Source organism: Nocardia otitidiscaviarum (assembly GCF_007362295.1).
GTDB classification, from domain to species: Bacteria; Actinomycetota; Actinomycetes; order Mycobacteriales; family Mycobacteriaceae; genus Nocardia; species Nocardia otitidiscaviarum.
Genome location: NZ_CP041695.1, coordinates 2592336 through 2605600 on the forward strand (window position 1 = coordinate 2592336; position 13265 = coordinate 2605600).

Consider the following 13265-nt stretch of genomic DNA (forward strand, 5'->3'; position numbering starts at 1 on the left):
TGCCGCGGCTCACGGCGAATCCGCCGCGCGCAGCGCCTCCAGTAGCGGACCCGCCGTCTTGGCGAGGAACTCCTCCTGGCGCTCGTCACCGATCTGCACCAGGGCGATATCGGTGAATCCAGCCTCCTGATAGGGCCGCACCGCCGCCACGATGGCGTCCAGGTCGGGTCCGCACGGGATCTGCCCGGCCACATCCTCGGGCCGCACGGTCCCGGTGGCGGCGCTGAACGCTTCCGGCGTCGGCAGATTGCTGTTCACCGGCCAACCGCCCAGCGACCAGCGGAACTGCTCGTGCGCCCGGCGCACGGCGGCCTCCCGGTCGGTATCCCAGCTGATCGGTATCTGACCCGTCACCCGGGCGGGCACCGCCTCGCCGAGCACCCGCTCCCGGGTGCGATGCCAGTGCTCGACCAGATCGGCGTCCGGGCTGGTGGTCACCATCTCGTCGGCCAACGGCGCGAAGCGGTCCACCGAGCGCGATCCCGACACCGCCACGGCGATCGGGACCGGCTGCTCCGGCAGGTCCCAGATCTTGGCAGAATCCACCTGGTACCAGCGGCCCTGCCGCTCGACCGTGCGGCCGGTGTGCAGTTCCCGAATGATCTGCATCGCCTCCCGCAGCCGGTCGTGCCGCTCCGCCAGCGCGGGCCACCCCTGACCCACCACGTGCTCGTTCAGATTCTCACCGCTGCCCAACCCGAGCGTGAAGCGGCCCTCCGCCAGGATCTGCAGCGTCGCCGCCTGCTGCGCCACCAGTACCGGGTGGTATCGGATGGTCGGGCAGGTCACATAGGTCATGAGCGGGATCCGCCGCGTCGCCTGCGCCACCGCGCCCAGCACGGTCCAGGCGTTCGGCGCGTGCCCCTGCTCGGCCAGCCAGGGGAAGTAGTGGTCGCTCATGACGGCGAAATCGAATCCCACCTCCTCCGCCGCCACCGCGTAGCGCACCAGTTCGCGCGGTCCGCTCTGCTCCGTCATGAGGGTGTATCCGAAGCGAGTCACAGGGTTCTCCTTTCGTCGGCTACCGGGATATGGGGGAGCTACCCGGTGTGAGCGCGGTGAACCCGAGCGGGCGCGGGCGTCGGCATCGGCCCGCGCACTAAGCTCGGCATACGGGCGGAGTCGGCGTACGGCGGCGGAAGGCGGTGCGGTATGGGCGGCACGGGGTACATGGCGGCGTGGCGGGTCGAGCGGCCCGGTCCGATCGACGGTCGACCGCTGCGGTGGGAGCGGGACGCCGTACCCGCACCGGGGCCGGGGGAGCTGCTGGTGCGGGTGCTGGCCTGCGGCGTGTGCCGGACCGATCTGCACGTGACCGAGGGTGATCTGCCGGTGCACCGCCCCCGGGTCGTCCCCGGCCACGAGGTGGTGGGGGAGGTGGTCGGAACCGGCGGCGGGGCAGGGGAATTCGCGGTCGGAGATCGGATCGGCATCGCCTGGCTGCGCCATACCTGCGGTCGCTGCCGGTACTGCCTGCGCGGCGCGGAGAACCTCTGCCCGAACTCGCGCTACACCGGCTGGGACGCCGACGGCGGCTATGCCGAATACACTACGGTGCCTGCGGATTTCGCCCATCCGCTGCCGAAGGGCTACAGCGACGGGGAGCTCGCGCCGCTGCTGTGCGCGGGCATCATCGGCTACCGTGCCCTCGAACGCGCCGCGCTGCCCCCGGGCGGTCGGCTGGGGATCTACGGTTTCGGCGGCAGCGCCCATCTCGCCGCCCAGGTCGCCTTGGCGCGTGGCGCGGAAATCCATGTGATGACCCGGGATTCGGCGGCGCGGGAACTGGCCCTGGAACTCGGTGCCGCCTCGGCGCAGGGCGCGGCCGACCCGCCGCCGGAAAAGTTGGACGCGGCAATCCTTTTTGCTCCGGTGGGTGAGCTCGTACTCCCGGCCATGGCGGCCTTGGACCGGGGCGGCGTGCTCTCCATCGCCGGGATCCACCTGTCCGACATCCCGCCGCTGAACTATCAGCGGCACCTGTTCCAGGAGCGGGAGATCCGTTCGGTCACCGCCAATACCCGCGCCGACGCCCGCGAATTCCTGGCATTCGCCGCCGATCACCGGCTCGAGGTCTCCGTGCACCCCTATCCGCTCGATGCGGCCGACCGTGCGCTGGCCGATCTGGCGCACGGGCGCTTCGCCGGCGCGGCGGTCCTGGTCCCCTGACCGGTCGGGCGGGGGAGATACCACCGGACACGCCGTCGACACGCCGAGTCTTCCATTCCGAGTTTCCGATTCAAGTCATGCGTCAGCTGCACTGATGCTTTCCTGAAAGTGTTCAGCATCATTGCAGCAAACCTGATTCGGAGGTTGGGGAGCGGCCATGCACCGCACGGGACACGAAGAGGTCCGGAGCAGCAGACCCTGGCTGTGGACGGCGCTGGCGGGATTGACGGTTGTCGCGGGGGCCATGTGGATCGCGCGCCCTCAGCCCGCCGCCTGCCAGACCAGCACGGCGATCACCACCGTCAAAGTCGTACCGCCCATCGTGCAACCGAGTCCGATTGCACCCGAACAGCTTCCGACGCTGGAGGAACGGCTGCCGGAGGAGTCGCGGGAGGCGCGCTTCTATCATTTCGCCCAGGGGGTGGCCTGCTCCTTCCCGGATCTGCCGCTCGACGGCTTCTACATCGGGGTGCCCACGGGGGAGTACGACAGCTCCGCCGCGTGTGGCACCTACGTCGACATCGACGGTCCGCTCGGCAGTGTGCGCGCCCAGATCGTGGACCGCTGCCCGGGGTGCGCACCGCATCAGTACGACCTGAGCGCCGCCGCCTTCGCGCAGGTCGCCGACCCGGCCGCCGGGGTCGCGCGGATTCGGATCAGCAAGGTGCGCAATCCGACTCCGCCGCCGCCGCTGTCGTACCGGGTGCAGCAGGGTGTCTCGGCGGACTGGCTGGGATTGCTGTTCGCCAATACCGGCAATCCGCTGCGGCAGGTGGCGCTGCGGCCGGAATCCGGTGGCGACTGGCGGCCGTTGCGGCGCGGATACGACAACTACTGGTCCGCCTCCGGCCTCGGCCCCGGCCCGTTCACCGCTATGGTGTCCGATATCTATGGGCACGATGTGCTGGTGCCCGGCATCGTCCTGGAACCGGCGCGGGTGCGCTATACCGATATCGCGCTCTACGAGCTGCCCACGGTGCCGCTGCCCGCCGCGCCGACACCCATTCCGGTGACCACGCTGGTCACCACCGTGGTCCCGGGGCCGCGGTCCTGCGACTGAGGATCCGTTTCCGGAGTGTGGCATCATTCATGGTGAAACGTGTTCCAATTTGACCGCCGGGGAGCGGTGCGTCGGGAGGCTTTCGATGACGGACCCCACACTGGAACTGTCCGAGCGCGATCCGTCCGGGGATGTCGGGCAGCGCCCGCGCTCCCGGCGGCTGTCCTCGCGGATATCCAGGTTGACCGAGGTTCCCGCGGGATCGATGGTGGAGCTGCCCGGCCGCGGGCGCACCTACGTGGTGGACCTGCCCGGCCCGACCCCGGACGCGGCGACGGTCTTCCTGCTGCACGGCGCGGCCACCACCGCCATGCTGAACTGGTTCCCATCGCTGAAGGAGCTCAACGAGCGGTACCGGGTGGTGCTGTTCGACCAGCGCTGGCACGGGCACGGCATCCGGTCCGAGACGTTCGATCTCGACGAGGTCGCCGATGACGTCGTCGCCCTGGCCGACGTCCTGGCCGTGGACCGGCCGATCATGGCGGGCTACTCCATGGGCGGCATCACCGCCCAACTCGTCGCGCACCGGCATCCGGACCGGGCGGGCGGGCTGGTGCTGGCCGCCACCACCTACCGGTTCCAGGAGAAGTGGCGCGAGCGCGCCTTTCACCGCGCCATGGCGGCCTTCGCCACCAGTGTCTCGGAATTGTCCTGGCGGCGAGCGCATCTCAAGGCCACCCGGCTGCCGGAGCTGCCCGAGGCGACCTGGCCGGTGGGGCGGATGGACCGGTGGGCCATGGGGCAGATGCGCAGTCTCAGCGGTTGGGCGCTGACCCAGGTGATCGCCACGCTGGGGCACTTCGACTCCTCGCCGTGGCTGCCGTCGCTGCGGGTGCCGACCGCCGTGGTGATCACCACCCGGGATCGGGCGTTGCCGGTCTACCGGCAGCTGGAGATGGCGAAAATGATTCCGGGAGCGGAGATCTTCCTCGCTCCCGCCGGGCACGCGGCCTGCGTACTCGAGGCGGACGTCTTCGTCCCGGTATTCCTCGAGGCACTGGAGTCGGTCGTCGAGCGGCGCTGAGGGGCGTTGCGGCTCAATGCCGTTCGCGGGCGGCCTTGAGCAGTTCGCGGATCACCTCGGGCACCAGGTCGGCCAGACGCTGTACGTCGGGGACCAGTTCCCGGCAGGCGATGAAGCCGAAGTCCATCGTGCCGTCGCAGGTGAGCACGGTGCTGGTGAGCCCGGCGCCGTGGAAGACCGGCCCGAACGGGTACAGGGCGTCCATGCGCAGGCCCAGGAAGTACATGGGGAAGCTGGGTCCGGGCACATTGGACACCACCAGGTTGTGCACGACCGGATGGTGCTCGGCGAGCTCGAGCGCGGAGTAGGCGCGGGCGGCGAGCTGAAAGATGTTGGGCGGAGCGTATTTCGCCCAGTCCTGCAGGAAGTCCGCGCCGATGAGATTGTGCTCCTCCTTCGCGCTGCGATTGTCCTGCGCGATGAGCAGCAGCCGCTCCACCGGATCGGGGATATCGGTGCGCAGGCGGGCGAACAGGGTGGAGACCTTGTTGGTGCCCTCCGTATGCCGCGAGGTCTCGTGCACCGACACCGGCACCGAGGCGATGAGGGTGGAGTCCGGTAGCGCGCCATGGGTTTCGAGATACCCGCGCAATGCGCCGCCGACCACGGCGAGCACCACATCGTTGACCTTAACCCCGAACGCGTCCTTGATCTCGCGGATATCGGCGAAGTCGGCGGCCACGAACGACACCGCGCGGTGCGCGGTGATGGCCCTGTTGAATGGGGTGCGGGGCGCGGTGAACGGCAGTGGCATGCCCGAGGACTGCTCGCGCCGCCGCCGCACCAGATCGCCCAGGATGCCCACCGTCCGGGGCACCAGGCCGACCATGCCGAGTTTCCCCGGGAACCGCAGCGCGGCCTCGGCGGCCAGCAGCAGATCGTGGGGTTCGCGCTCGGGCCCGGGGATCTCGGCCGGATCCGGTTCCGGATAGCGCATCCCGGGTTCCAGATCGCACAGGTGCATCATCATGGTGGTGCCGGTGATGCCGTCGACGATGGCGTGGTGGTATTTGGCGATCATCGCGATCTTGCCGTCCGGCAGGCCCTCCACCACCCACATCTCCCAGAGCGGACGGCCGCGGTCCATGGGCCGCCCGGCGATCTCGGCGGTCAGGTCGGCGAGCGCCCGGTCGTCGCCCGGTGCGGGCAGCTCGACGCGGTGCAGGTGGTGATCGAGGTCGAAGGCCGAATCCCGCACCCACACCGGATGATCCAGATTCAGCGGTACGGTGTGCAGGCGGCGGCGCATGGCCGGGACCAGATGCAGGCGACGGCCCAGTTCGGCCTTCAGCTCGTCGAAGTCGTATCCCGCGCCGTCGGCGTTCGGATCGAGGATGAGCAGTGCGCAGACGTGCAGCAGCTGACTGTCGGTTTCGAGGTAGAGGAAGCTGGCGTCGAGTCCGGTGAGTCTTTCCATATCGACACACTATGGAAACGCGTTCTACTTCGGGCCGGGTTCGGCGGGCTCGTCGCCGACCGGTCGATGCCGATTCGTTGCCTGAAAATAGCTGCTGGATAACGCGATTCGGATGGCTACGGTTGGGTCCCGGCTGGGTATCCATACAGTGGAATATGTTGTCGTCCGTGTTCCCCCTCCCTACCTTGGAGCTCATAGCCCGGTGAGTGTCACTTGTCACTGACAAGAGTCACCGGGCTTCTCACAACGGCGTGAGAAGGGTGAGAACTATGCGCGGCCGGAAGGTGTTGCTGCCTGGAAATTGGCGTATTGCTTGGCTGTTCGCCGCACTGCTGGTGCTGGTGAGCGTGCTCTACCCGCTACAGGCCCCACGGGCGCACGCCACCTGGTGTGCCGATATCGATGTGGTGGTGGTGCGGGGCACGGGCGAACCGGGCTGGTTGGGCGATGTGGTGGGCAATCCACTCTACGGCCAACTGCAGCAACGGTTGCCCGTCTCGCTGAGCGCCTATCCGGTGGCCTATCCGGCCGACCACTCCTTCAATCTCGGCGCGGGCACCGCGGATCTGGTGGGACACCTGGCCCATCAGGCCGGGGTGTGCCCGGCACAGCGCATCATCCTGGCCGGCTATTCCCAGGGCGCGGCGGTCATCCACGCGGCGCTCGGGACCGGCAATGTGAGTTGGTATCCGGGGAGGGTGCAGCTGCCGGGTGACCTCGCCTGGCGGATCTCGTCGGTGCTGCTGTTCGGCGACCCGCTGCGCGCGGTCGGCGCGGGCGTACCGGGCGAATACGCCTGGCGGACCGGAAACTGGTGCACCGGAGGCGATCCCATCTGCGGCGGCGGGATGAACGCGGCCTCGCACGTGTCCTACGGGCACAGCTTCGTGGCGGCGGCCAACTTCGCGGCCGGTCGGCTGTGAGCCGAGGCCGCACGGGACCGGGGGAGGGGCTCCCCTCGGTATCGGCCCCCGGTGGAGACATCCACCGGGGGCCGAATCGCGTTGCGGGACTTATTCGTCGAGCATCACCAGTGCAGTCCCGGAATCACATTGGTGATGCGGGCCGCCGAACCGGGTAGGCCCATGAGCGGCTGCACGACGGGTGCCAGGGCGAGCAGCGGGCTGCGGGTGGGCGCGGTCTTGCCCACCTCCGCGGCCCCGGCCTCGGCGGCCCCCGCCTTGGCGGCCTTGGACTCCCCGAACATCCGGAAGCCCTGGTGCAGAATGGCCTTCTTCACCGACGGCATGACGGTGTCGACGAACTGCGCGAAGGTGCCGATCGGGGTGTCGATGCGGGCGGGCCGGTGCTCGAGGGCGCGTACCACGATGGCGGCCGCCTGCTCCGGGCTGTGCACCGGAATCGACTTGTACAGATCGGTGGGCGCGATCATGGCGGTCCGCACCAGCGGCATCCGCACCGAGGTGAAGGTGATTCCGGCGTCGGCGTTCTCGACCGCGGCGATCTCGCTGAAGTTGTCCAGCGCCGACTTCGACGCCACATAGGCGGCGAAGCGTGGCACCTTGGTCTGCACCGCGATGGAGGAGATGTTCACGAAGTGCCCGAAGCGGCGCTCCCGCATGGAGGGCAGCAGCGCCAGGATGAGCCGCACCGCGCCGAAGTAGTTCACCGCCATGGTCCGCTCGAAATCGTGCATGCGGTCGGTGGAGTTCATCACCGCGCGGCGGATGGAGCGGCCCGCGTTGTTGACCACGTAGTCGACGTGGTCGTGGTCGGCGAGCACCTGCTTCACCAGCAGCTCCACCGACTTCTCGTCGGTGATGTCGCACGTGTATGCCTGTGCCGCACCGCTTTCCGCGCGCACCTGGGCGGCGGCGGCCTCCAGCTCCTCGGTGGTGCGAGCCACCATGAGCACGGTCGCGCCGCGGCGGGCGACCGCGTGCGCGGTGGCCAGGCCGATACCCGAGGAGGCCCCGGTGATCAGGACGATGCGGCCGTCGAGCGCGGTGCCCTCGGTGCGGCGGGCGCGATCGGGATCGAGATTGGCGCGCCAGTAGTCCCACAGCGTGCGAGCGTAGGAGTCGAAGGACGGCACCTCCAGGCCGCGCAGCTGGGCGCGGGTGGAATCGGAGACGAATTCCGATTCGAAGGAGGTGTGCGGGGCGACCTCGGCCGGAATCCCGAGGCGCTCCAGCAGGAAGTCCCGCACCGCGGTGACGCCGGGAATGTGGCCGAGCGCGTCGAGGGCGCTGTGGCTGCCCGGCAGCGTGCCGATACCGGTGGGCGCACCGGCGGCCTCGGCCAGTGCGGCGTAGATGTCGGAGAACGGCTGCGGCTCCGGATTCACCAGGTGGAAGGTGCGCCCGGCCAGACCCGGCTTGCGAATGAGCTGGACCATCGCCTGCGCGACGTAGTCGACCGGGACGATATTGGTCGCGCCCAGATCGGGCAGCGGCAGCGGCAGGTCGGCGGGCAGTCCGGCCAGACTCGCGATGGCCGGGAAGAAGTAGTAGGGGCCGTCGATCTTGTCCATCTCGCCGGTGCGGGAATCGCCCACGATGATGGCCGGACGGTACACCCGCCAGCGCGCCCCGGATTCGCGCACCAACTTCTCGGCCGCGAACTTGGTGCGGTGGTAGGGCGAGGTGAGATTCTGACCGAGGTCGAAATCGTCCTCGAAGAACTTGCCGCGGTGGTCGCCCGCGACGGCGACCGAGGAGACGTGGTGCAGCACCGCGTCCAGCTCGACGGCCAGGTCGACGACGGCCTGGGTGCCGTTCACATTGGCGGCGTGGGCCGTGGCCTCGTCGGCGGTCATATCGTAGACCGCGCCCAGGTGGATGATGTGGTCGGCGCGGGGAGCCTCGTCCTGGAGGCCCAGTCCCGGCGCGGTGAGATCGCCGATGAGCGGGAAGACGCGATCCTGCGCGCCCCAGTTCTCGGCCAGCTCGCGCAGCTTGGCGACCGACGCCTCCCGCACCAATGCGTGGATCACGGCCTCCGAGTCGCGGCTCAGCAGTTCGGCGAGCACCCGTCGCCCGAGAAAACCCGTTCCGCCCGTGACGATGTAGGAAACCATCGCCCCCTCCTTATCGATTCGAACCTGTTGGAAACCAACGGTGTTCGTCCGACATGCGGCGGTGGATGCGGACGTGAGTACGTTGAATCGGCCCCCTAGCAAAAGTCGGGCCGAGGTAGGAACACCTTCGTGCCTAACTGGTGAGTAACTTTACGGCGACCTCGGTTGACGCGGCAAGTCGCGACGCTGTGGGAATGGTCACCTCGGGGCATATCGAGTTGGTATGTGTAACAAGGATTTTCGTGTAACCGTCGGATGCACTTGGTTACTTGTTGGCAAACCGAATCGCGGAGCCGACCGGGGTGAACGTCCTGGTCGGTTGACTGAGGTTAAGGTGTTCCAGTCCTGTTGGCACGTCTCCCGGAGGGGCCGTGATCGCACAGCTCGACCTGCCGTCCACGGGGATTCGCACCCGCGCCGAATTCGAAGCCCTGCCCGTCGTACCTCGGGGCTGGGCGTGGGAGCTGCGATCCGGACGATTGGAGCTGACGCATATGCCGGTCACGTTCTGGTATTACCGCATCGTCTTCCAGGTGCTGGAACTGTGGAAGCAACTCGGCTACGAAATCGCCGGAAACCAGTACGTCGCCGACAGCGGATTCGCGCGCGGCAGCCTCGGCCGGAACAATTTCCTCGCCGACGGCATCGTCTTTCGGCCCGGCCATCTGCCGCTCAAATACAGCACCAGCCACGACGCCGCGCATATTCACGCCGTGGTCGATGCCGTCTGCCAGGACTCCCAGGTGCACGACGCCATCGAGAAACTCCGCATCTACGCGGGGCTCGGCGTTCCGCACTACTGGATCATTCGCGGCGACACCGACTCCGCCGACCTCGACGGCTACATCAGCATGTACGAACTGGCAGCGGGCGAATACCGCCTCACCGGCAGCCGGCTGGTCTCCGAACTGGCAGTTCAGCCGAGCGCGTAGGTCGCCGCGGCGGTGCCGCCGTAGAACAGTTCGGCCTCCTGCTCGGTGGCATCGGCGGCCACCGCCCGGTCCACGGCCGCCAGCAGTTCCCCGAACGATCCGGCCATCGTGTCGATCGGCATATTCGATCCGAAGATGAGCCGCTGCCAGCCCCAGAGCTGAATACTCGTCTCCAACCAGTATTCGAGGGTCGGCCAGCGGAAATCCGGGCAGATCATGCCGAGTCCGGACAGCTTGCACTGCCATCCGGTCTCCTTGGCGGCGAGGGACAGCGCATTCTGCCAGGCGGTGCGGGCGGCCTGATCGGTGCCGGTGGGCAGGCCGAGATGTTCCAATACCACCCGCAGCCGTGGATACCCGGCGAGGAAGTCGATCCAGTCGAGCATATCGCCGGGATGGGCGACCAGATCGAAGACGGCGTCGCGCTCCTGCAACCAGGAGGCGATGGTGTCGGCGGCCGGGGTGTTGGGGGACAGGCCCTGGAAGACGCGGATTCCGCGCAGGCGGGGGCTGCGGGCCTGCTGCTCGAGATGGCGCAGCAGGTCCGGACCGTCGAGGGTGGGGTCGACCGCGCCCACGATGGCGATCGGCCGCTCGGTCGTCGCGGCCATCTCGTCGATCCAGCGCGTCTCGTCGAGGTAGGCGTGGCGGTCGGTGGTGGCGGAGACGTGCACCAGTCCGGTCACGGTCGTCGCGGCCGCGGCCCGGTCGTACTCCGGCAGCAGGAAGTCGTCGGCCAGTGCGGGTGTTCCGGTGTGCGCTGCGAAGTCGGCCAGCTGCGGATACCAGTCGTGGCGGCTGGGCTGCCACAGGTGCAGGTGCGCATCGACGACGGATTGGGCGGGCATGGAACGCGACTCCTTCATGACATGGTGATGCCGCCGCTGACACTGATCAGCTGGCCGGTGATGTAACTGGCCTCGGGGCTCGCCAACCAGGCGATGAGGGAGGCGACCTCCTCCGGTCGCCCCAGGCGCTTCATGGGGATTGCCTTCTCGATGGCGGCGAGATTGCCCCGGTGCCGACGCATGGTCTGCGACACCATCTGGCCCTCGATCGGGCCGGGGCAGACCACATTCACGGTGACCTGATGCCGTGCCACCTCGCGGGCCAGCGATTTCGCGAAGCCGAAGAGACCGGATTTGGATGCGGCGTAGGCGGCTTCGCCACCGGCTCCGGCGCGGGCGCCGTCGGAGGAGACGAATACCACGCGCGCGGAATCGGTTTCGAGCAGGCCGGGGAGGAGGTGTTTGGTCAGCAGCATGGGGCCGCGCAGGTTGACCTGGAGCATGGCGTCCCAGTGGTCGACGGAGCTGACCAGAAAGGGTTCCACGATGGCCAGGCCCGCGCAGTGGATGACGGCGGAGACGGTGCCCTGCACGGCCCACGCGGTGCGGGCGATGCTGTCGGGGCTGGCCAGGTCGAGGTGGACGGCGGTGGCTTTGGGGCCGAGGTCTTCGGCCAGTTGTTTGGCGGAGGTGAGATCGAGGTCGGCTATGACCACGTCCCAGTCGGCGGCTATGAGACGGTGGGCTACTGCGCGGCCGATATCTCCGGCGCCGCCGGTGATCAGGGCTCGGCTTTCGTCGAAGGGGTCGGCCATGGTGGGGGGCTCGCTATCGCGGGTGTTCTGGGTTGGGCTGTCTATCGGGGGTGGGGTGGTCTATCGGTGGGGCTGTCGATCGGTGATGGGGTTGTCGATCGGGGTGGGTTGTTGATCGGGGTGGCGTTGTCGATCAGGGGTTGGGACTATCAATACAGCATTCGGGGCAATTCGACATGGGTTGCGGGGGTTGGGATCTGGTTGCGTGGGGTTGAAGAGAAATTTGTGTGGTGGCGTTGGGTGCCTTACCTGGCTTTCGCTGACGCCGGGTCAGGTGCCGCGCGCGTCCATCCCAGCCCACGGACTGGCTGGGGTTGCGTTCTCGAGATGGGCCTTGTGTGGGTGGCGGGTTATTGGCGTAAGTGATCGCCTCGGGTCGGGCCCGGGAGTTGGGTGCGGTGGTCTGCCGACGACCGGTCGTGAGGGCCGGTGGGTCGTCGATCGGCTGTTCGGTGGTCGCGGTGACGGTGACCGGGTCGGTCGAGATGGTCGGCACCGTGCCGGGTCGGGGTATCGGTGAGCCACTGCTCCGGGTGATGATGCAGATTCACCCGGGGAACCCGCGCCGGATCGATCCGCGTCGGGGGTGCCCACACGACACGACCCGGATACCGGCCGCTACCAACACCGCTGCTGCGGTTGCCGCTGCCGCCGCTACCGACACCGCCGCTGATGTTGCTGTTGCCGCGTCCGAGGGTGGCCCACCCGGTCGGGTCGTCGCCGTCTTCGGGGATCTGGGCATGGCAGCGATCGCACACCAACGTCAGATTGTCGATATCGGTACGACCACCCCGCAACCACGGGATCATGTGGTGCACCGCGCACATCGTCGCGGGAGCCTCACACCCGGGGCGGGTGCAGCCGCGGTCGGCGGCGATACACGCCAACCGCTGCCACGGCGACGCCAACCGATACTTCCCCCGACCCAGATGCAACGGCAGTCCTTTGCCGTCGAACAGCATCAACAACGGATACGTGCCCTCGGCCATCCGCAACGCGTCGGGGATCGACATCACCGATCCCGATGCGGTGTGCGCGTACCCGGTTCCGGCCTGCAAGTCGGTCACACTCATCGTCAACACCACCGACACCGGCACACCCCGATGACTCCCCAGGTGCTCCGGACCACCCCCGGCGGCCAGGAAGGCTTTGAGCGCGTCGTGGTTCCGCTGCCCGGCGCTACGCCGATCCCGCCGCGCCGCCGCCTCCACGGTGTCCTGATCGACCGCGCCCGGCCCCATGCGGGGGCTGTCGGGGTCCTCGGGATTGCACATGCCCGGCCGCGCCCACTTCGCCAACACCACATCCAACAACGCCCGCAACTGCGGATCCAGCACGCCCTTGATCTCGCTCATACCGTCCACACGCTGCTTGCCGACCCAGAGCTCGCGGCGCCGCGCCCGGTCGTCGTCATTGGTGAGAACCCCATCGGGATCCAGGCACGACAACAGCACGTGACCGACCTTGCTCACATACTCCGGCGGCATCTGCACCGCCGCGTGCGCGAGCTGCTGCTCGGCCTCGGCCTGCGTCTCGGCGGGCACCGCCGCCGGGATACGGTCCATCACCCGCATGATCACCCGCGCGTGCTCGGGTGAGATCGCGCCCTCGGCCTGCAAGGTCGCGGTGGTCGGCAACAACGCCGGTCCGGGTTCCCCGCAGAACGCACGCGGCCGCAACGGGACCGACGCCCGCACACGCGCCCCGGCCTCGGCGGCCGACAGCCGCAACACATCGATCAGATAGCCGCGCATGCCCTTGGCTCCGGCGCGTTCCCACAGATGCCGGGATTCGACTTCGGCGATCATGCGGTGCGACAGTGCCGCCATCCGACACCGCACCGATTCCACTTCCCGCATGACGTCCACGAGAGCGGTGTCGGACAGTCCGGTGAGATCGGTCGCGAGCAGGGTGTCCATCGCGGCCGACAGACCGGCTGCGGTATCACCGCCTCGCGTTTCCCCCTCCGGAATCATGCATTTATTCTACCGCGAATTCTATTGTGGCAGAAGGGTAAATA

11 protein-coding genes are annotated in these 13265 nt (G+C 68.3%); 5 read left to right on the top strand and 6 right to left on the bottom strand.

The window, feature by feature from the left end; genetic code table 11:
* Window positions 1–9: 9 nt before the first annotated feature.
* Window positions 10–1002: a TIGR03557 family F420-dependent LLM class oxidoreductase gene (locus tag FOH10_RS11330; protein ID WP_143980675.1), complete on the bottom strand. Its 993-nt coding sequence runs from the start codon at window positions 1000–1002 to the stop codon at window positions 10–12.
* A 168-nt stretch (window positions 1003–1170) separates the two neighbouring features.
* Here FOH10_RS11330 and FOH10_RS11335 point away from each other — a divergent pair, with 168 nt between their 5' ends.
* The 3 genes from FOH10_RS11335 (at window position 1171) to FOH10_RS11345 (ending at window position 4253) form a co-directional block, all read left to right on the top strand.
* Complete coding sequence (locus tag FOH10_RS11335) at window positions 1171–2169, top strand: zinc-binding alcohol dehydrogenase family protein (protein WP_039814092.1); 999 nt, start codon at window positions 1171–1173, stop codon at window positions 2167–2169.
* Between the two features lie 157 nt (window positions 2170–2326).
* The gene (locus FOH10_RS11340; protein WP_143980676.1) at window positions 2327–3229 is read left to right on the top strand and encodes an expansin EXLX1 family cellulose-binding protein; all 903 of its coding nucleotides are present in this window, start codon (window positions 2327–2329) and stop codon (window positions 3227–3229) included.
* Window positions 3230–3314: 85 nt separating this feature from the next.
* Window positions 3315–4253 (top strand): alpha/beta fold hydrolase, encoded by a 939-nt coding sequence (locus tag FOH10_RS11345; RefSeq protein ID WP_143980677.1) that lies wholly within the window; start codon window positions 3315–3317, stop codon window positions 4251–4253.
* Between the two features lie 13 nt (window positions 4254–4266).
* Here FOH10_RS11345 and FOH10_RS11350 read toward each other — a convergent pair whose 3' ends face one another.
* Complete coding sequence (locus FOH10_RS11350; RefSeq protein ID WP_143980678.1) at window positions 4267–5670, bottom strand: WS/DGAT/MGAT family O-acyltransferase; 1404 nt, start codon at window positions 5668–5670, stop codon at window positions 4267–4269.
* Between the two features lie 269 nt (window positions 5671–5939).
* On the opposite strand from FOH10_RS11350, the gene FOH10_RS11355 reads away from it, so the two are divergent.
* On the top strand, window positions 5940–6593 hold the full coding sequence (locus FOH10_RS11355) for a cutinase family protein (protein ID WP_143980679.1): 654 nt from the start codon (window positions 5940–5942) through the stop codon (window positions 6591–6593).
* 104 nt (window positions 6594–6697) lie between these two features.
* Here FOH10_RS11355 and FOH10_RS11360 read toward each other — a convergent pair whose 3' ends face one another.
* A complete protein-coding gene (locus tag FOH10_RS11360) occupies window positions 6698–8710 on the bottom strand; it encodes an SDR family oxidoreductase (RefSeq protein ID WP_143980680.1) in 2013 nt (670 codons plus the stop codon).
* Window positions 8711–9081: 371 nt separating this feature from the next.
* On the opposite strand from FOH10_RS11360, the gene FOH10_RS11365 reads away from it, so the two are divergent.
* Entirely contained in the window at window positions 9082–9642 is a 561-nt protein-coding gene (locus FOH10_RS11365) for a Uma2 family endonuclease (protein WP_186000795.1), read from the top strand.
* Here FOH10_RS11365 and FOH10_RS11370 read toward each other — a convergent pair.
* The 3 genes from FOH10_RS11370 to FOH10_RS11380 form a co-directional block, all read right to left on the bottom strand.
* Entirely contained in the window at window positions 9627–10490 is an 864-nt protein-coding gene (locus tag FOH10_RS11370; RefSeq protein ID WP_186000796.1) for an amidohydrolase family protein, read from the bottom strand. The genes FOH10_RS11365 and FOH10_RS11370 overlap by 16 nt on opposite strands.
* A 14-nt stretch (window positions 10491–10504) precedes the next feature.
* Window positions 10505–11245 carry an SDR family NAD(P)-dependent oxidoreductase gene (locus tag FOH10_RS11375; RefSeq protein ID WP_039814019.1) on the bottom strand — a complete coding sequence of 247 codons (741 nt, stop codon included), beginning with the start codon at window positions 11243–11245 and terminating at the stop codon, window positions 10505–10507.
* A 350-nt stretch (window positions 11246–11595) separates the two neighbouring features.
* Window positions 11596–13221, bottom strand: coding sequence for an HNH endonuclease signature motif containing protein (locus FOH10_RS11380; RefSeq protein WP_143980683.1), 1626 nt, complete (start codon window positions 13219–13221; stop codon window positions 11596–11598).
* Between the last annotated feature and the right edge of the window lie 44 nt (window positions 13222–13265).